At 66.3% G+C, this 18128-nt stretch carries 17 protein-coding genes and 1 tRNA gene; 2 read left to right on the plus strand and 16 right to left on the minus strand.

The features are described 5' to 3' along the window. Window positions 1-60: 60 nt before the first annotated feature. On the minus strand, window positions 61-975 hold the full coding sequence (locus tag RZA67_RS10120; protein ID WP_317212627.1) for a LysR family transcriptional regulator: 915 nt from the start codon (window positions 973-975) through the stop codon (window positions 61-63). Window positions 976-1113: 138 nt separating this feature from the next. On the opposite strand from RZA67_RS10120, the gene RZA67_RS10125 reads away from it, so the two are divergent. After that, complete coding sequence (locus tag RZA67_RS10125; RefSeq protein WP_317212628.1) at window positions 1114-1815, plus strand: pirin family protein; 702 nt, start codon at window positions 1114-1116, stop codon at window positions 1813-1815. A 190-nt stretch (window positions 1816-2005) separates the two neighbouring features. Further along, window positions 2006-4141: a TonB-dependent receptor gene (locus RZA67_RS10130; RefSeq protein ID WP_317213980.1), complete on the plus strand. Its 2136-nt coding sequence runs from the start codon at window positions 2006-2008 to the stop codon at window positions 4139-4141. A gap of 65 nt (window positions 4142-4206) precedes the next feature. Here the strand turns inward: RZA67_RS10130 and RZA67_RS10135 are convergent, their stop codons facing one another. The 15 genes from RZA67_RS10135 to folP all read right to left on the minus strand — a co-directional run bounded on the left by RZA67_RS10135 (window position 4207) and on the right by folP (window position 18097). Continuing rightward, complete coding sequence (locus RZA67_RS10135) at window positions 4207-4776, minus strand: DUF488 domain-containing protein (RefSeq protein ID WP_317212629.1); 570 nt, start codon at window positions 4774-4776, stop codon at window positions 4207-4209. 165 nt (window positions 4777-4941) lie between these two features. Then, window positions 4942-5916 carry a hypothetical protein gene (locus tag RZA67_RS10140; RefSeq protein WP_317212630.1) on the minus strand — a complete coding sequence of 325 codons (975 nt, stop codon included), beginning with the start codon at window positions 5914-5916 and terminating at the stop codon, window positions 4942-4944. A gap of 13 nt (window positions 5917-5929) precedes the next feature. Further along, window positions 5930-6211 (minus strand): hypothetical protein, encoded by a 282-nt coding sequence (locus RZA67_RS10145; RefSeq protein WP_317212631.1) that lies wholly within the window; start codon window positions 6209-6211, stop codon window positions 5930-5932. Window positions 6212-6409: 198 nt separating this feature from the next. Then, a tRNA-Ser gene (locus RZA67_RS10150) sits at window positions 6410-6502 on the minus strand. Between the two features lie 80 nt (window positions 6503-6582). Next, window positions 6583-6783 carry a carbon storage regulator CsrA gene (csrA, locus tag RZA67_RS10155; protein WP_317212632.1) on the minus strand — a complete coding sequence of 67 codons (201 nt, stop codon included), beginning with the start codon at window positions 6781-6783 and terminating at the stop codon, window positions 6583-6585. Window positions 6784-6940: 157 nt separating this feature from the next. Further along, window positions 6941-9589 carry an alanine--tRNA ligase gene (gene alaS / locus RZA67_RS10160; protein WP_317212633.1) on the minus strand — a complete coding sequence of 883 codons (2649 nt, stop codon included), beginning with the start codon at window positions 9587-9589 and terminating at the stop codon, window positions 6941-6943. 106 nt (window positions 9590-9695) lie between these two features. Beyond that, window positions 9696-10187, minus strand: a complete 492-nt coding sequence (gene recX, locus RZA67_RS10165) for a recombination regulator RecX (RefSeq protein ID WP_317212634.1) — start codon at window positions 10185-10187, stop codon at window positions 9696-9698. A gap of 107 nt (window positions 10188-10294) precedes the next feature. Further along, window positions 10295-11335 (minus strand): recombinase RecA, encoded by a 1041-nt coding sequence (gene recA, locus RZA67_RS10170; RefSeq protein WP_317213981.1) that lies wholly within the window; start codon window positions 11333-11335, stop codon window positions 10295-10297. Window positions 11336-11484: 149 nt separating this feature from the next. Beyond that, entirely contained in the window at window positions 11485-12123 is a 639-nt protein-coding gene (gene lexA, locus RZA67_RS10175) for a transcriptional repressor LexA (RefSeq protein ID WP_317212635.1), read from the minus strand. Between the two features lie 97 nt (window positions 12124-12220). Further along, on the minus strand, window positions 12221-13897 hold the full coding sequence (gene ubiB / locus RZA67_RS10180; protein WP_317212636.1) for a 2-polyprenylphenol 6-hydroxylase: 1677 nt from the start codon (window positions 13895-13897) through the stop codon (window positions 12221-12223). Between the two features lie 39 nt (window positions 13898-13936). After that, complete coding sequence (locus RZA67_RS10185; protein WP_317212637.1) at window positions 13937-14431, minus strand: nicotinamide-nucleotide amidohydrolase family protein; 495 nt, start codon at window positions 14429-14431, stop codon at window positions 13937-13939. Window positions 14432-14546: 115 nt separating this feature from the next. Beyond that, window positions 14547-15857 carry a ribosome rescue GTPase HflX gene (hflX, locus tag RZA67_RS10190; RefSeq protein ID WP_317212638.1) on the minus strand — a complete coding sequence of 437 codons (1311 nt, stop codon included), beginning with the start codon at window positions 15855-15857 and terminating at the stop codon, window positions 14547-14549. A gap of 14 nt (window positions 15858-15871) precedes the next feature. Beyond that, window positions 15872-16147, minus strand: coding sequence for an RNA chaperone Hfq (gene hfq, locus RZA67_RS10195; protein ID WP_317212639.1), 276 nt, complete (start codon window positions 16145-16147; stop codon window positions 15872-15874). A 76-nt stretch (window positions 16148-16223) separates the two neighbouring features. Further along, window positions 16224-17201, minus strand: a complete 978-nt coding sequence (gene miaA / locus RZA67_RS10200; protein WP_317212640.1) for a tRNA (adenosine(37)-N6)-dimethylallyltransferase MiaA — start codon at window positions 17199-17201, stop codon at window positions 16224-16226. Continuing rightward, on the minus strand, window positions 17201-18097 hold the full coding sequence (folP, locus tag RZA67_RS10205; protein WP_317212641.1) for a dihydropteroate synthase: 897 nt from the start codon (window positions 18095-18097) through the stop codon (window positions 17201-17203). The genes miaA and folP overlap by 1 nt, the downstream gene beginning before the upstream one ends. Window positions 18098-18128: the final 31 nt, after the last annotated feature.

Consider the following 18128-nt stretch of genomic DNA (forward strand, 5'->3'; position numbering starts at 1 on the left):
CGCCAACCCCCGGGGTGGGGCCCCCGTGTGGGACGTCACGCTTCTGCATTGCGCACGCATTCAACCCAGCGCCTGCCACCAGCACTGCAGCGTGTCCGGGCCGGTCAGGCGCTGCCGCCACCAGCGCAGCGCTGCACCGTCTTCCCCGGTCCGCCAGGCCAGCCAGAAACTCTCATCAGGTTTGTGCTCGGCCACCTCGCGGATCACCAGCTCGCCGCGGGCGGCCGCCGCGCGTGCGCAGGGCTCGGGCAGGAAACCGAAGCCCACGCCCTGACACTGCAGCCGCACCTTGCTGACCATGTCCGGCACGGTCAGCGTCTCCTGCCCCATCAACAGTCCGACAGTACGCGGCAACAGACGCCGAGCCGAGTCGGCCACCGCCACCGCGCAGTGCTCGGCCAGCTGCTCACGGCCCAGCACCCCCTGCACCCGGGCCAACGGATGCTGCGGCGCGACGGCGAACACGAATGCCACCGTGCCAAGCGGTTCGACCACGTACCCACCACCGCTGGGGCCCTCGCCGGCTGCGCCGATCAGCAGATCGGCACGCCGGTCCAGCAGCGCCTCCCAGGTCCCGGACAACGCTTCGCTGACCAGCCGCAGCCGGGTCTGCCGGGCCACCTCACGAAAGGCCTGCACGTCAGGCCCCAGCAGCCAGGCCGGGAACACTGAATCCAACGCCAGGGTCAGCTCCGATTCCCAGCCCGACGCGACCCGGCGTACCCGCAGCTCCAGCTCCCTGGCCGCGCGCAGCAGGTGGCGCCCTTCATCCAGCAACGCGCGCCCGGCGACGGTCAGCTCCGCCCGAGGCCCCACCCGGTCAAACAGCTGGACGCCCAGATCGTCCTCGAGTTTGGCCACCGTGTAGGAGATCGTGGAAGGCACCTTGTGCAGGGCCTTGCCCGCCGCCGAGAACGAGCCACGGCGGTCGATGGCGTCGAGAATCTGCAGGGCATCTAGGCTGAGCTTGAGCATTCGATTTTTTTGATGATGGCTTGCAAAACTATCCGTTTTTCAAAGCCATCGCGCAAGCCGATACTTCTTCGCAACGGGGGAACACCGCACACGGTGCGGCGCCCCACTTCATCGAAACCATCGAACGAGGAGTACAGCATGCTGCAGATCCGCAAGAGCGCAACCCGTGGCCTGGCCGAGCATGGCTGGCTGTCTTCGCGCCACACCTTCTCCTTTGCCAGCTACCACGACCCTCGCTATGTGAGCTTCGGTCCGCTGCGCGTGATCAACGAGGACAAGGTGATCGGCGGCCAGGGCTTTGGCACCCACAGCCACAGCAACATGGAAATCGTCTCGTATGTGCTCGGCGGCGCGTTGGAGCACAAGGACTCGATGGGCACCGGTTCGGTGCTGCGCTATGGCGATGTGCAGCGCATGAGCGCCGGCAGCGGCGTCTCGCACAGCGAGTTCAACCATTCCGCCACTGAGCCGGTGCATTTCCTGCAGATCTGGCTGTTCCCGGACACCGAGAACATCACCCCGTCCTATGAGGAGACCCACTTCAGCGCGGAAGCGAAGCAGGGGCAGCTGCGGCTGATCGTCTCCCCCGACGGTGCCGACGGTTCGCTGAAGATCCACCAGGACGCGCGCATCTACGCCAGCATCCTCGATGGCGCACAGCGGCTGACCCACATCCTGGCCGAGGGCCGTGGCGCCTACATCCAGGTCGCCCGTGGGCAGCTGCAGGTCAACGGCATCGCGCTGGACACCGGTGACGCGCTGCAGATCACCGACGAAGCCATCGTGACGCTGGACAATGCCATTGACGCCGAGGTCCTGGTCTTCGACCTGCCGCTGTAACCCACGCCCCAGCCCTGCCCGGGGCAGGTGACGACCGTTGGTCGTCACCCCTTACGGCGCCGTGACCCGCAGGCGGCAAACCAACGGCGTGACGACCAACGGTCGTCCCCCACCTGGAATGTTTACATGGATGAAGATGATGTTAATCTTTCGCACCTGCTAATCATTCTCATTCGTCACTGTGCGATACATATCATCCCCTACCCTGCTGGCGTCCGCGCTGGCCCTCGCTTGTGTATCGCCGCTGGCCGTTGCGGCCGAACCGACGTCCACGTCCACTCCCCGTGATCTGGATGCCGTACACGTGCTGGGTCGCGCCCAGACGCTGTACAAGGCCGACGACGCGGCCGTCGGGACGCGCACCGACACGCCGCTGGAAAAGGTGCCGCAGTCCATCCAGGTGCTGCCCCGTGAGTTGATCGACGACCAGGCTGCCCGCCAGGTCACCGACCTCTACCGCAGCATCAGCGGCCTGAGCACTTACAGCTATGGCGGCGCGGTTCTGCGTGGGTTCCGCCAGGACAACGTGCTGTATGACGGTCTGCGCGGCGACCCCTACGCCGGCTTCTCGGTGCCGCAGCTGTTCAACATCGAGCGTGTCGAAGTGCTGAAGGGACCCTCGGGCGCGCTGTACGGCGGCGGCGATCCGGGCGGGGTGATCAACTATGTCACACGTAAACCGCAGTCCATGGCCCAGCGCACGCTGGAGCTTCAGGTCGGGGATGAGGGGTTCCGCGCCGGCTCGCTGGAAGCAACCGGTCCGCTGCGCGGCACCGACCGCATCCGCTACCGCGCCGGCCTGTACGGTGAAGTCGAGGACGGCTTCCGCCGCAATACCGACCGCGACGGGGTCATCGCCGATCTCTCGGTAGCCTTCGATATCGGCCAGACCGGCGAGCTCACCCTGCAGTACACCGACATTACCCAGAACCTGGGCGGCAACCGCCTGCGCGGGGTGCCGGTGAACGACAACGGCACCTTCCTCACCGACATCCGCTGGAACCACAACGAAGCCACCGACTTCCTCGACATGTCAGCCAAGGTGGCGCTGGCCCAGTACCGCTTCTCACCGGGCATCAACTGGGACGTGGATGTAGCGGCACGCTGGTATGAAAACAGCGAGCACCAGATGTATCACGAGCCGCTGGGGCTGATCGACCGCGACCGCGATGGCGTCGCAGAATGGATGACCCGCCAGCTGCGCAACCAGCTGCGCGACAACGAGGGACTCACCCTTGCCGCCAATGCGGTGTGGCGTACCCGGACGGGGGCAATAGAGCACAAGGTACTGTTCGGTGCCGATACCTACCGGCTCGACGCCGACTTCAACGCACAGACCGCCAACAGTGCCGACCTGGCGCGCAATGCCGGACCGGTGCCGGGTCTGGACCTTTACCATCCGGTGTACGGTGCCAGCTCGTGGCGCGATTACGGCCTGGACCGCCTGCCGTGGCGCAACACCAGTACCCGCAGCGACCGGCAGGGTCTGTACGTGCAGGACGAGATCGCTGTGACCCCGCGCTGGCAGGTGCTGGCCGGCCTGCGCTGGGACCGCTTCAAGGACGTGGACAATCTCAGCGGCGCACGCGTGGAGGGCAATGACACGAGCTGGCGTCTGGGCAGCACCTACGCACTGACCGAAGGGGTGAACCTCTACGCCAACATCGCCGCCGGTTTCGTGCCGCAGACGGCGGCCAACCAGGAGCGCGCGGCTGGCGGTCCGTTCGATCCCGAGCGCAGCCGTCAGTGGGAGCTGGGCATGAAAACGCTGCTCGGTGGGCGCTACACCCTCAACGGTGCGGTCTACCGCATCGAGCGCAGCAACATCGTGCAGGCCACCGGCACCGTCGTGAACGGGGTCAATCAGCTTCGGGCGCTGGGGCTGGTGCGCAGCACCGGTGCCGAGCTGGACCTGCTGGCCGACATCACCGAGCGCTGGGTCCTCAACCTCAGCTACGCCTACAACGACGCACGGGTCATCGATGCCGGCACCGGCGGCATCACCGAGGCGGTGGGCGGCCGCTTCGCCAACGTACCGCGCAACACGCTGGGGCTGTGGACGCGCTATGACATTCCGGCGTGGAACTCCGCGCTCGGCTTCGGCGCCGACTACATGGGCGACCGGGTCAGCCTCGGGGGCCAGCGGGTCAAGCCGTACACGGTGTTCGATGTGAGCTGGAAAACGCAGTGGCAGCAGTGGCAGTTCCAGGCCAACATCAAGAACCTGTTCGACAAGGTGTACGCGAGCAGCGGGTTCGTTGCACGCAGTGGCCACTTCCCGGGCGAGCCGCGCCGGCTTTATCTGCAGGCGACCTACAGCTTCTGATCAACGCGGAGCAGACCGATTACAGGGTGCCGACCGAAGGGTCGGCACGCCGGCCGTGTGGTCCTTCAGCCCGGCGCGAACAGATCACCCTGCGTCGACGGATAGACCAGATCCGCACCGCGTTCCTGCGCCAGCGGGTTGAGCGGGTGCGGGCGCGGCTCGCCAAGGCCCATGATGTGCAGCACCGGATGACCCCGGTGCACAAGCAGGTCGCTGATCATCCGACGATGGCAGCGCCACCACGGCGCCTCGGCGCACATCAGCGCGGTGCGCCGGTGGCCGGCCAACGTCTGCAGCCGCTGCCAGCCCTCTGCAAACTCGACCGAGTACATGTGGTCGGCATATCCCTGGAACGCTTTGTTGTCCCAGCCATCGTTGGGGGATCCCGGCTGCGGTGCGCGGCGCCCGCCCAGCTCCGGCAGCCACTGATAACCGATGCCTGCCACGGGCAGCGCGGCCGCCATCGTTTCACTGGCAAACCACGGATGGCGCCGTGAGCCGGGAAAGCGGCGCACGTCGGCCACGGCTTCAATGCCGTGTCGCTGCAGCAGGTCCACGAAGTCGGACCATGGATGGGTCGAATGCCCGATGGTCCAGATCGTCGGTGTCGAATCGCATTGATGGGCGGCGCTCATGCACCCAGTACAGCGCAGCCGCGGTTGCCGACGCGTCAACGCCGTTGCAGCGCCTCGTGTTCCGGCTGGCCTGCAGGGAACGCGGTCGCGCCCCAGGTACCCCAGCCTGCATCGTCGATGCGCCGTTCTGCCGATGCATGATCATCCCGATGGAGCAGAGCGTGCTCAAGCCTGAAGCGAAATGCTCTCCTGCGCCCGGCTGCGCCTGGCACGCTCTGCGTGATACATGAGCTGATTGGACAGCCAGATCAACCGGGCACGCCAGCTGCCAGCGAACGGGGTCTGCCGCAGCCGTTCCATCGTCGCCTGATCCATGTCGCCGATTCCACTGAGCAACCGCGATGCACGGTTGGCGGCCGCCTGATCGGCAGCCGCCGCAGCGTTGATCATCCCGGCAAAAACAGCATCAAACCGCGCCCGCTCCGCTTTTGTCAGCATCCAGAACTCCTCCCTGGAATACGGCTCGGTACGCGCCCGGTAAGCGGCCAGCACAACGCGACGCTGCCGTTCGTCCAACTGTTCCCACGTCACACCCGCGCCCAGAACACGGGTGCCAAATCGCTGCAGATTGGCAGCCGTCATGCGCTCTTTGGCCGGTGCCAGCCTGAGCGCACGTGTGACCAGCAACAGGGGAGGCTCCTTCGAAGCCCGGCTGGGCACGATGTCGTCCGGCAGCCTGGCCAGCCCCGACAATGCCAACAACGTCGGGTAGCGGGTCTGCGGCACGGCCACCGCCATCATCACCAGACTGGTCACCAGCAGTACGGCCCCGGCTGCAACCTTCAGCAGAAGAATGAGCCCGCGCCGGCTGTTGGCCGCAGAAGGCGCGGTAATACGATAATCGCCCGAGGTCTCGACGTACCCTCCGGTGAACATTCGATCGTTGATTTCCCGTGCCCGCGCTTCCTGCTCTTCCCGCTGCAGCGTGCGCAGTGGCGTTTCACCACGCAGCTGCCCTTGGACAGTACGGGCGAAGTCGAGTCCATGCGCTGCCGACGAAAACGGATCATTGTTGCTCATGCGATTCCTTGCATAACGAATCCTGTGGACGCGCGCGCGCGATACATGTCTGCGTCGGCCCGCCGGGTGGGTCTTGGGGCGGCTGCTGGCAGCCTGCGCTGCCAACAGCATTGCTGCCATTGATGGCGCGGTATCAGAGCTTCTCGATGACCGCCGTCCAGACCACACTCACGGTACCCGGGCGTGCCACGTCCATCGAACTCTGCGGGAAGACCGCTACCACCCGCCAGCCTTTGTCGTAGAGCTGGCTGACCGTCGCCGAGCCCGCCTTGGAGCAGTTGAACACTGCGCTGTCGTCGAACGACCGCATCTGCTGCACCGGCGTGGTCAGCGCCACGGTGAGACAGACCTCTCCCTGTGCAGCAACGGCCGATGCCGAAACCATGCACAGCAACCCTGCCAGAAGCACTTTCATTCGCACCTAGACTCTCCTTGTGAACCACCGCAACGGCAGCATGGCGTGCCGCAACAGCCTGCTGCTCCTCTACAGACATTATCGGCAGCACATCTCGATGCTTGAGTCGCCCGCAGCAGCCGCCTCTGGACTTCAACGGTGCTCGGGATGCAAAGCAAAACGCCCAAAGATCGTCGATCTTCGGGCGTTTCTTTTAACTGGCGGAGTGGGAGGGATTCGAACCCTCGATAGAGCTTTTGACCCTATACTCCCTTAGCAGGGGAGCCCCTTCAGCCACTCGGGCACCACTCCGGGGTTTTGCATCCGCTCAACGCTCAGGCGTCTCAGCGGGGACGCGAATAATAGCCTTATTCGCGACCAAAGGTAAAGCGTTATTCACCAGAATTTTCATCTGCGGCGGTTACGTCATCGCCGCGCTGGATGCGCTGGTAGATTTCTTCGCGATGCACGGCCACATCCTTCGGCGCAGTGATGCCGATACGGACCTGGTTGCCCTTGACGCCCAGCACAGTCACGCTGACCGAGTCGCCAATCATCAGGGTTTCGCCGACGCGGCGAGTCAGAATCAACATTTGGGTATTTCTCCATGGAACCGTGTGGAAGGGTATCCCCCACCGGCTTAGCAGGCTGTCAAGGCCCGCTCCACGACAAAGGGAAAAGATTGCCAATTTTACCGTCAGCCCTTCTGCAGCGACAAGCAACAGAAGGGCGTGCGGTGTTCAGGCAAGGTCAGAGCCGCGGGCGGATCCACTCGGGAACGGCCGACAGTGCAGACGCAAGGGCGGGCCCGTCCTCACCACCACCCTGGGCGAGGTCCGGGCGGCCGCCGCCCTTGCCTCCAATCTGACCCGCCACATGCGACAACAGTTCCCCGGCCTTGACCTTGCCCATTGCACTGCCATTCACGCCAGCCACCAGCGCTGCCTTGCCGTCCTGCGCACCGGCCAGCAGGATCACCGCGTCGCCGAGCTGCTGCTTGAGACGATCCACCGCGTCACGCAGCGCCTTGGCATCGAACCCTTCCAGACGTGCCACCAGCACCTTGACTCCGGCAATATCGACAGCCTGGCTGGAAAGATCGGCGGTGGCCCCGGCGGCGACCTTGGCCTTGAGCGACTCCAGCTCACGCTCGAGCTGCTTCTGACGCTGGCCCATGAGACGGATCTTCTCGACCACATCGCCTGCGCTGCCGCCCAGCAGCTCGGCCGCTTCAGCCAGACGTGCCTCTTCGGCATCGACATGGTCCAGCGCGCCCTGCCCGGTCACTGCTTCGATACGCCGCACGCCGGCGGAGACACCGCCTTCGGAGGTGATCTTGAACAGCCCGATGTCGCCGGTGCGACCGACGTGGGTACCGCCGCACAGTTCGGTGGAGTAGTCACCCATCTTCAGCACACGCACCTGCTCGCCGTACTTCTCGCCGAACAGTGCCATCGCGCCGAAATCCAGTGCTTCCTGCATGCCCATGTTGTGCACTTCGGCCGCACTGTTGGCGCGCACCTGCTGATTGACCTTGCGCTCGATCAACGCCAGTTCCTCGCCACTGATCGGCTGGAAATGCGAGAAGTCGAAGCGCAGGCGATCCGGCGCGACCAGCGAGCCCTTCTGCTGCACGTGGGTGCCCAGCACTTCGCGCAGGGCGGCGTGCAGCAGGTGGGTGGCGGAGTGATTGAGGATCGTGGCGCCGCGGCGTTCGGCATCGACCTGGCCGGCAAGCACGTCGCCCACCTTCAGGCTGCCGCCGCTGACCCGGCCGACATGACCATGGAACTGGCCGGCGAACTTCTGCGTGTCTTCCACCTCGACCTGTACACCGGCGCCGGTAAGCTGGCCGCTGTCGCCTACCTGGCCGCCGGACTCGGCGTAGAAGGGCGTACGGTCGGTGAGCACGATCGCCTCGTCGCCCGCCTCCACCGCCTGCACCGGGCGGCCATCCTTGAGCAGGGCGACCACGCGCAGCTGGTCGGCCTGCAGGTCGGCATAGCCGAGGAACGTGGTCGGCGCCAGGGTAGCCACCAGATCGGCCGGAAGCGTCACGCCACCGCCGAACTTCCCGGCTTCGCGCGCACGGCGGCGCTGTCCGTCCATGGCGACCTTGAAGCCGTCTTCGTCCACCTTCAGCTCGCGCTCGCGCGCAATATCGGCCGTGAGATCCAGCGGGAAACCATAGGTGTCATACAGACGGAAGGCGTCCTCGCCGGCGATCACGCCGCCAACGGCCTTGGCCGCCACGTCCTCGAAGATCTTCATGCCGGCGTCGAGCGTTTCGGCAAAACGCTCTTCCTCGGCCTGCAGGGCGCGGGTGACGGTGTCGGCCGCTGCCGGCAGCTCCGGATAGGCCTGGCCCATCTGTTCGACCAGGGTCGGCACCAGCCTGCTGAAGAACGCCTGGCGCACGCCCAGCATCCAGCCATGACGCAGGGCGCGGCGGATGATACGGCGCAGCACATAGCCACGACCTTCGTTGGACGGCAGCACACCGTCGACGATCAGGAACGCGCAGGCACGGATGTGGTCGGCGATGACGCGCAGCGACTTGTTTTCCAGATCGGTCGTGCCGGTCAGCTCGCCGGCCTTGCTGATCAGGGCCTGGAACAGGTCGATCTCATAGTTGGTATGCACATGCTGCAGAATCGCCGCCAGGCGCTCCAGCCCCATGCCGGTATCCACGCACGGGGCGGGCAGCGGCTGCAGGGTGCCGTCAGGCTGACGGTCGAACTGCATGAACACCAGGTTCCATATCTCGATGAAGCGGTCGCCATCCTCGTCCGGCGAGCCCGGGGGGCCGCCGGCGATGTGTTCGCCGTGGTCATAGAAGATCTCGGTGCACGGGCCGCAGGGGCCGGTATCGGCCATCTGCCAGAAGTTGTCCGAAGCAAACGGCGCGCCCTTGTTGTCGCCGATGCGCACGATGCGCGATTCGGGAATGCCGATCATGTCGCGCCACAGCGCGTAGGCTTCGTCATCGGTCTGGTAGACGGTGACCAGCAGACGATCGGCCGGCAGCTTCCAGACCTGGGTCAGCAGCTCCCACGCCCAGGCAATGGCATCTTTCTTGAAGTAATCGCCGAAGGACCAGTTGCCCAGCATCTCGAAGAAGGTGTGGTGACGGGCGGTGTAGCCCACCTGGTCAAGGTCGTTGTGCTTGCCACCGGCACGCAGGCAGCGCTGGACGTCGGCGGCGCGCACGTAGCTGCGCTTTTCGGCGCCCAGGAAAACGTCCTTGAACTGCACCATGCCGGAATTGGTGAACAGCAGGGTCGGGTCATTACCCGGCACCAGCGGTGCCGACGGCACGATGGTGTGGCCCTTGTTCCTGAAGAACTCAAGGAAATCGCTGCGGATCTGGGAGGTCGTGAATTTGGCGGATGCGTTCATGTGGGGCTGGCAGTCTGCGGGCCGGGCGGTCCACCGCCACCGGCCACACTGGCCAGGGTCGGGTTTCGGACCTCCGAAACCCTGAAGGGTAACAGGCCAGAGGCGCTCAGTCCTCCGGGTCGTAGCGGGTGGCGCGCCGGATGCTGTCGCCATCGAAGCCGCGACGGGCCAGCAGATCAGCCGCCTTGCGCCGTTGCGGCAGGTCCAGCGGGCCCTCGTCGCCGAAGCGGCGGCGGACCAGATCACGCGCATTTTCCTGCCAGTCACCTTCGAAGGTATCCATGGCCGCTGCAATCGCGCTGCTGTCCAGCCCATGCGTCCCCAGCTCGGCGCGGATATGAAGCGGCCCATAGCCGGTGTTGGCGCGACTGCGCACCAGGCTCTGGGCAAAGCGTTCGTCGTCCTGCCAGCCCTCACTGCTCAGGCGGTCGACGGCGGCCTGTGCCTGCTCGGGATCGATGCCCTTGGCCACCAGCTTGCGGCCCAGCTCGCGGCGCGAATGCTCCCGGCGCACCAGCAGGCCGAGGGCCCGTTGCACCGGTGTCTGCTCGGGGCGGCGGCGCCTGCGCCGACCCGGCCCGGTATCGGTCTCGTCCATAACTGTCCCATCACGTCATAGCGAGGCTCAAGCCGTCGCTGCGGGAGGGTAAATCCACGGGACAGGGCAGCGTCACTGACGGCGCTCCCCTGCCCCGCGGCAAGCCCTTACTTGTCGTCGTCGCCGTCGTCGTCGCCTTCCTCACGGGAGGCTTCGGCAGGCTGGAACTTCTCGCGCAGCTCGGCTTCGAGCTTGGCCGCCACCTGCGGGTTGTCGCGCAGGTAGCCACGGGCGTTGTCCTTGCCCTGGCCGATGCGTTCGTCGCCGTAGCTGTACCAGGCACCGGCCTTGTCCACGAGCTTGGCATCCACCCCCATGTCGATCAGTTCACCCTCACGGCTGATGCCTTCGCCGTAGAGGATTTCAGTGATGACCTGCTTGAACGGCGGCGCCAGCTTGTTCTTGACGACCTTGATCTTGGTCTGGTTGCCGATGATCTCGTCACCCTTCTTGATCGCACCGATACGGCGGATGTCCAGGCGGACCGAGGCGTAGAACTTCAGCGCGTTGCCGCCGGTGGTCACTTCGGGGCTCTGGCCCGGCATCATCACGCCGATCTTCATGCGCAGCTGGTTGATGAAGATCACCAGGGTGTTGGAACGCTTGATGTTGCCGGTCAGCTTGCGCAGCGCCTGGCTCATCAGACGGGCCTGCAGGCCCGGCAGCTGATCGCCCATTTCGCCTTCGATTTCGGCCTTCGGGGTCAGCGCTGCGACCGAGTCGACCACCACGATGTCCACCGAATTGGAACGCACCAGCATGTCGGCGATTTCCAGCGCCTGCTCACCGGTATCGGGCTGGGACAGCAGCAGGTCGTCGACGTTGACACCCAGCTTGGCCGCGTAGACCGGGTCCAGGGCGTGCTCGGCGTCGATGAAGGCGGCGGTGCCCCCCTTCTTCTGGCACTCGGCGATGGCCTGCAGGGTCAGCGTGGTCTTGCCCGAGGACTCCGGACCATAGATTTCCACCACACGGCCCTTGGGCAGGCCGCCAATGCCCAGCGCGATGTCCAGCATCAGCGAACCGGTGGGGATGGCTTCGATGGGCTCGACCACGCGGTCACCCATGCGCATCACCGAGCCCTTACCGAACTGCTTTTCGATCTGGCCCAGTGCGGCTGCAAGGGCGCGCTTCTTGTTCTCGTCCATCGTCTTGGTCCTTGAGGAAGTGGTCATCTGTCTTTCTAGGTCAACTCAGGTTCGGGGGAGACTGTAGCGGCGACCCATCGCACAGACTGAGACGGGGCCAACGAAGTCGATCATTATCGCCGCTGGCGCCAGTTCCCGCCGTACCCGGGTCATCGGTTCGGCCGCAGCAGGCCGCAGTACAGCCCTTCAATCGAGAAATCCTGGTCGGGCAACACGTCGATGGGGGCGTAATCAGGGTTGCGCGGCAGCAGCCGGATGCGGTCCTTGGCGATCTTCAGCAGCTTGACGGTGATCTCGTCATCGATGCGGGCCACCACGATCTGCCCGGTACGCGCGTCGCGTGTGCGGTGCACGCCGATCAGGTCGCCATCGAAGATGCCCTCGTCGATCATCGAGTCGCCCTGCACCTTGAGCAGGTAGTCCGGCGCCGGTGAGAAGAACACCCGGTCGAGCACCACGAAGTCATCCGAGCCGATGTCGGCGCCGATCGGCAGTCCGGCAGCGACGCGGCCGAGCACCGGCAGGCGCAGCACGCTGTCATCGTTCCGTGCCTCGACGGCCGCCGGCTTGACCGCTGCCGCCTGTACCAGCCGGATGCCGCGCGCCTGTCCCGGCACCCGCCGGATGGCGCCGGCCTGCTCGAGCGCCTCCAGGTGGTACTGGGCCGCGCGGACGCCCTTGAAGCCGAACGCGCGGGCAATTTCAGTCTGCGACGGCGGTGCGCCATCGCTCTCGATACGCTCGGCGATCAACTGCAGGATCGCCTGCTGGGTGTCGGTCAGGTCCATGGTTAGTAGTATTACTACTAACGAAACGGAATGCAAACAGGAAACCGCCCGCATGCCGGTAAGCCAAGTGCCGCGCTCTGCCCGGGAGCACTACCGGTCACGGCCGCCGACCGCTGCGCCAGATCGAGAACAGGATCCAGACACCGCAAAGCCCCGCCCCGACGAACCCGGCCACGCCCAGCGCCAGCAACCAGCGGCTGGAAAGCCCGCCCACGCTGTGCATCACGATGGACGAGCCGATGATCAGCGCGGCGGTGATGATACCCACCACCATGCGGTTGGCGGCCTTGTTGACCTGGTCACCGAAACCGGCCAGCGCGCTGGTCTGCACGTTCAGCTGCAGCCGCCCGCGGCGTGCTGCCTGCACCAGTCGGCGCAGATCACGAGGCAGATCACCGGCCAGGTCGACCAGCCCGAGCAGGCTGCGTCGGCCACGCTTGAGCAGCGCTTTGGGTGCATAGCGCTGCAGCACCACACGCTCCACATACGGCCTGGCCGCGCTGGCCATGTCGAATTCCGGATCAAGCTGCCGCCCCATGCCTTCCAGCGTCAGGAAGGCTTTGATCATCAAGGCAAGATCCGCCGGCAGCACCAGCTGATAACTGCGCAGCAGCTGGGTGATGTCGGCCAGCATGCGGCCGATGCGCAGGTCCTTGAGCGGTACGCCGCGGTACTGATCAACGAACTGCCCGATGTCCTGCTGCAACCGGCCCTCGTCCACGGCCACGCCCCCGGCCCAGTCGAGCAGGATGTCGGCCACTGCTTCAGGCTCCTGGTCGACCAGCCCGTGCAGCAGCTGCGCGATCTGGAAACGGCGTGCCTCGGACAGCGCGCCGACCATGCCGAAGTCGATCACGCCGATGCGGCCATCATGCAGGTAGAAGATGTTGCCAGGGTGCGGGTCGGCGTGGAAGCAGCCGTCCTGCAGCACCATTTTCAACACGATGCCAGCGCCGCGCTGGGCCAGGGCCGCGCGATCCAGCCCTGCGGCATCAACCGCAGCCAGATCACGCCCGGCGATGCCTTCGACGAAGTCCTGCACGTTGAGGCTCTCGCAGGTCCATTGCCAGTGCACGCCGGGAATCAGGATGTCGTCGCGGCCTGCGAAATTGCGCGCGATGCGTTCGGCGTTGCGACATTCGGCGGCAAAATCCAGTTCGCGGCGCAGCGAGGATGTGAACTGGGCGACCACTTCGGTGGGCCGGTACCGGCGCAGGTCAGGCACCTGCGCTTCGATGATCTCGGCCAGCCGGGCCAGCAGCCGCAGGTCTGCCTCGACCACATCGCGGATGCCCGGACGGCGGACCTTGAGCACGACCTGGCGACCGTCATGCAGACGTGCGCGGTGCGCCTGGGCCAGCGAAGCTGCAGCCATCGGCGTCTCGTCGAGCCACGCAAACACCTGTGACGGATCCTCGCCCAGATCGCGCTCCAGCTGGTCACGGATCTGCGCATAGGGCAACGCAGGCACCGCATTCTGCAGTTCGGAGAACTCGGCGATCCATTCGGCGCTGAACAGATCCACGCGGGTGGCCAGGATCTGCCCGAGCTTGACGAAGGTCGGCCCCAGCTCCTGCATCGCAAGCCGCACCCGCTGCGGCGCGGTCAACGGCACGCGCGCCGGTTCGCCCCAGTGCAGCAGCCTTCCGGCGCGCTCGAGGGCAGCGGCCAGGCCGATGCGCCGCACCAGATCCCCAAATCCGTAACGGATCAGGACACCGGCGATTTCCTGCAGCCGGCCCAGGTCACGGACCGTTCCCAGTGTTTCCCACATTGATGCCTGCTCCGTGCCGGGATTGCGGCCCCCAGCATCTCACAGCCGTCGCGCGATTCCGTCCAGCGCGGTGGCCACGGTCTGCCGACGGATGGCGTCGCGGTCACCGTCGAACTGGAACAGCTCCGCATCGGCGTAGCCGCCGCGGCGCTTCCAGCCGATCCAGACACTGCCGACCGGCTTGTCCACGCTGCCACCGCCGGGCCCGGCGATACCGGTCACGGCCACGGCGAAACCCGCCCCGGAATTGACCAGCGCCCCGGAGACCATTTCCAGAACCGTCTCACGGCTGACCGCCCCGCTCTGCTCCAGGGTCTGCGCGCGCACGCCGAGCAGACGCTGCTTGGCCTCGTAGCTGTAGACCACGATGCCGCAGTCGAAGAACGCAGAGGAGCCGGCAATATCGGTCATCACCTTGGCGATCCAGCCGCCGCTGCAGCTTTCCGCGGTGACCAGCAGAAGACCGGCCTGCTGCAGGCGTCGGCCAAGGACTACGGCCTGGGCGTTGAGGTCGGTATCGGTGACGTGGGTCATGGACAGGGGTCGGGATGAAACAGGCACGTTGTAACCTGTGAGGCCGCGCGCGTCGAGGGGGGCGTGACGACCAACGGGCGTCACCTGCCAGCGCGATGCCGGGCAGAGCCCCGCACTACCATTCGGGTTGCTTTTCCGGCAGCAGGGCGCGGATGGGCTCGCCGTCGGTACCGGCAGCCAGCTTTTCGGCTTCGGCGATCGGGATGTCCACCTGCAGCAGCCAGCCGTCCTCGTCGGCCTGCTCGCTGCGCACCACCTCGAGCTGATGCAGGCGCGCGCGCAGGCGGCCGGCTTCCGGAGGCAGACGCAGCTCACCGGTCACGTGCTGCAGGCCCAGCCGCTTGCCCAGCACCGACTGCAGCAGCTCCAGGCCGCGGCCATCACGTGCCGAGAGCCAGACCCGCTCCCGCCGCGATTCATCCGGCACGCCGTCCTGACCGTCGTGGCGGACCTCGCCATTGTCGAGCCGGTCGATCTTGTTGAACACCAGCAGCTGCGGCAGCTCACCCGCACCTACGGCCTCCAGCACCTCGTCCACCTGGGCGATGCGCTCTTCGCGGTGCGGGTCTGCCGCATCGACCACGTGCAGCAGGAAATCGGCCTCGCGCGCCTCGGACAGGGTGGAGCGGAACGCGGCGACCAGATCGTGCGGCAGATCGCGCACGAAGCCCACCGTGTCGGCCAGCACGACATTGCCGCCAGGCAGCACGATGCGGCGCACGGTCGGGTCGAGCGTGGCAAACAGCTGGTCGGCCGCGTAGGCCTCGGCGCCGGTCAGCGCGTTGAACAGTGTGGATTTGCCCGCATTGGTATAGCCGACCAGCGCCACGCGCGGCAGTTCGCTGCGCACACGGGCGCGGCGCATCTGGGTGCGCTGCACTTCCACTTTCTCCAGCCGCTTCTGCAGCTGCTCCACCCGCTTCTGCAGCAGGCGGCGGTCGGTTTCCAGCTGGGTTTCACCCGGGCCACGCAGGCCGATGGAACCACCCCGCTGGCGCTCAAGGTGGGTCCAGCCGCGCACCAGGCGCGTGGCCAGATGGCGCAGCTGCGCCAGCTCGACCTGCAGCTTGCCTTCGTGGCTGTGCGCGCGCTGGGCGAAGATGTCCAGGATCAGACCGGTACGGTCGATCACTCGACGCTCAAGAAAGCGCTCCAGGTTGCGCTCCTGCACCGGGGTCAGCGCATGGTTGACCAGCACCAGGTCGGCACCGGTGGCTTCGGCGGCGGCCTTGACCTCGTCGAGCTTGCCGCTGCCGATCAGGGTCGAGGGATTGGGCCGGTCCAGCCGCGCAGTCAGCGTGGCGGCGATGCTTGCGCCCGCCGAGCGCGCAAGGTCACCGAATTCTTCCAGCACGTCCTCTTCGAGCTTGCCGAAGTGCGGCTGGATCAACAGGGCGTTTTCGCCCTTTTTCGAGCGGTCAAACACGGACCGCTCCGCAATCAGTTGTCTTCTTCATCACCCGCCTGGGTACCTTCAGTGGACTGCACGTAGCCGCCGCCCGGACCGACCTTGACGTTGCGCGCCGGCACCACGGTGGAGATGGCGTGCTTGTAGATCATCTGGCTGACGGTGTTGCGCAGGACGACCACGAACTGGTCGAACGATTCAACAGTGCCCTGCAGCTTGATGCCGTTGACCAGGTACACCGAAACCGGCACGCGTTCGCGCCGCAGAGCATTGAGAAAAGGATCCTGCAGCGATTGTCCCTTGGACATTGCCAACTCCTGTTTATAGTTTTTATGGTTGCTGGTCACACGGACGGTCGCCAGAGGACCGCCAGCCGTGCTGATGTTACACGCTGCCGGGGCACGGCACGGGGCGTTCGACAAAGGTCGACACCGCCTCGCGCAGCGCCTCGGACTGAACATGGGGATCGAACCAGCGCGCATCAAGCTCACCGCGCAGCCAGGTGAGCTGGCGTTTAGCCAGCTGGCGGGTGGCCTGGATCGCGCGCTCGCGGAAGGCCGCGGCGCTGCCCTGCCCGTCCAGGAACTCCCAGGCCTGACGGTAGCCGACTGCGCGTACCGCAGGCAGGTCCAGTGGTGCTGCCACCGCCGCCATCTGCGGGAGCGCACGCAATGCCCGCACCTCGTCCAGAAAGCCCTGCGCCAGCATCAGGTCGAAGCGGCGCTCTATCCGATCGTGCAGCACGCTGCGCGCGGCAGGCGCCAGCACCAGCTTGAGCGTGCGCAACGGCAGACGGCCGCTGCTGGGCAATGCCTGCCACTGGCTGATCGGCCGTCCGCTGAGCCGGTATACCTCCAGCGCCCGCTGGATGCGCTGGGGATCGGTAGCATGGATGCGCGCGGCGGCAGCCGGGTCCACAGCCGCCAGTTCGGCATGCATCGCCGCCAGGCCACGCTGTTCGATCTCGGCCAGCAGACGCGCGCGCATCGTTTCATCGGCCGGCGGCATCGGCGACAGACCCTCCAGCAGAGCACGGAAGTACAGCCCGGTTCCGCCGGCCAGAATCGGAATGCGGCCGCGCGCCACGATGCCATCGATCGCGCGCCGCGCATCCACCGCGAATTCCGCCGCCGAGTAGGTCTGCCAGGGGTCGCGCAGGTCCAGCAGATGATGCGGCGCCTGCGCGCGCTCGGCCGCGTCGGGCTTGGCCGCACCGATGTCCAGGCCGCGATACACCAGCGCCGAGTCGACGCTGACGATCTCTCCGCCGAGCTGCCGGGCCAGCGCGATGGCGGTGGCGGTCTTGCCGCTGGCGGTCGGCCCCATCAGGGCGATCGCCAGCGGGCGCCGGTCGATACCCATCAGTCTTCGTCCGGCCAGCGCAGGCTCGGCGCGGCGTCCACGCGCGGCGCGGGCACCGCATCCACGGCCTGCCAGATCTTCAGCGCGTCGACGGTGGCGGCAACATCGTGCACGCGCACGATGCGGGCGCCCCGCTGCACCGCAATCAGGTGCGCCGCCACCGAGGCGGCCACCCGCTCGCTTGGCCGCTCACGTCCGGTCAGCTCACCCAGGCTGCGCTTGCGCGACAGGCCGGCCAGCATCGGCAGACCCAGTTCGGCAAAGCGCGCGGTGCGCGCCAGCAGGGTGATATTGTGCTCTGTGGTCTTGCCGAAACCGAAGCCGAGGTCGATGACCAGTCGTTTGCGTTCGATGCCGGCCATCTCGGCGGCGAACACCCGCTGCAGCAGGAAGCCGTGCACCTCGGCCACGACGTCGCCGTAGTGCGGGGCGGCCTGCATGCTGCCCGGCTCGCCCTGCATATGCATCAGCACCACGGCGGCACCGCTGGCGGCGGCCGCTTCCAGCGCGCCAGGCTGGCCCAGGGCGCAGATGTCATTGATCATGCCGGCACCAGCGGCAACCGCGGCCCGCATCACCTCTGGTTTGAAGGTGTCGACGCTGATCGGCACGGTGGTGCGCGCGGCCAGCTGCTCGATGACCGGAATCACCCGTGCCAGTTCGTCTTCCACGCTGACCGGGGTTGCGCCCGGTCGTGTGGATTCGCCACCGACATCAAGCAGGTCGGCGCCCTCCTCGACCAGTTTCAGACCATGGGCCACCGCAGCGGCGGTGGTGTCATGCGCGCCGCCGTCGGAGAACGAGTCGGGAGTGACATTGACGATGCCCATGACCCGGGCGCGGTCCAGCCGCAGAACGCGTCCGGCGCAGTCAAGCTGGGGGGCGGTATCGAACATGTGGGTTCCTGCAGACAACAACGGCCGCCAG

The organism is Stenotrophomonas sp. C3(2023), from assembly GCF_032911385.1.
GTDB lineage: Bacteria > Pseudomonadota > Gammaproteobacteria > Xanthomonadales > Xanthomonadaceae > Stenotrophomonas.

What these genes read in the sequence shown, in the direction of transcription:
- recA (WP_317213981.1), bottom strand. Translation starts at nt 11,335, where the DNA reads ATGGACGAGAACAAGAAGCGCGCCCTTGCAGCCGCACTGGGCCAGATC.
- hfq (WP_317212639.1), bottom strand. Translation starts at nt 16,147, where the DNA reads ATGTCCAAGGGACAATCGCTGCAGGATCCTTTTCTCAATGCTCTGCGG.
- RZA67_RS10120 (WP_317212627.1), bottom strand. Translation starts at nt 975, where the DNA reads ATGCTCAAGCTCAGCCTAGATGCCCTGCAGATTCTCGACGCCATCGAC.
- RZA67_RS10140 (WP_317212630.1), bottom strand. Translation starts at nt 5,916, where the DNA reads ATGGCAGCAATGCTGTTGGCAGCGCAGGCTGCCAGCAGCCGCCCCAAG.
- alaS (WP_317212633.1), bottom strand. Translation starts at nt 9,589, where the DNA reads ATGAACGCATCCGCCAAATTCACGACCTCCCAGATCCGCAGCGATTTC.
- recX (WP_317212634.1), bottom strand. Translation starts at nt 10,187, where the DNA reads ATGGACGAGACCGATACCGGGCCGGGTCGGCGCAGGCGCCGCCGCCCC.
- csrA (WP_317212632.1), bottom strand. Translation starts at nt 6,783, where the DNA reads ATGTTGATTCTGACTCGCCGCGTCGGCGAAACCCTGATGATTGGCGAC.
- lexA (WP_317212635.1), bottom strand. Translation starts at nt 12,123, where the DNA reads ATGGACCTGACCGACACCCAGCAGGCGATCCTGCAGTTGATCGCCGAG.
- RZA67_RS10185 (WP_317212637.1), bottom strand. Translation starts at nt 14,431, where the DNA reads ATGACCCACGTCACCGATACCGACCTCAACGCCCAGGCCGTAGTCCTT.
- folP (WP_317212641.1), bottom strand. Translation starts at nt 18,097, where the DNA reads ATGTTCGATACCGCCCCCCAGCTTGACTGCGCCGGACGCGTTCTGCGG.
- RZA67_RS10135 (WP_317212629.1), bottom strand. Translation starts at nt 4,776, where the DNA reads ATGAGCGCCGCCCATCAATGCGATTCGACACCGACGATCTGGACCATC.
- ubiB (WP_317212636.1), bottom strand. Translation starts at nt 13,897, where the DNA reads ATGTGGGAAACACTGGGAACGGTCCGTGACCTGGGCCGGCTGCAGGAA.
- miaA (WP_317212640.1), bottom strand. Translation starts at nt 17,201, where the DNA reads ATGGGTATCGACCGGCGCCCGCTGGCGATCGCCCTGATGGGGCCGACC.
- RZA67_RS10145 (WP_317212631.1), bottom strand. Translation starts at nt 6,211, where the DNA reads ATGAAAGTGCTTCTGGCAGGGTTGCTGTGCATGGTTTCGGCATCGGCC.
- RZA67_RS10125 (WP_317212628.1), top strand. Translation starts at nt 1,114, where the DNA reads ATGCTGCAGATCCGCAAGAGCGCAACCCGTGGCCTGGCCGAGCATGGC.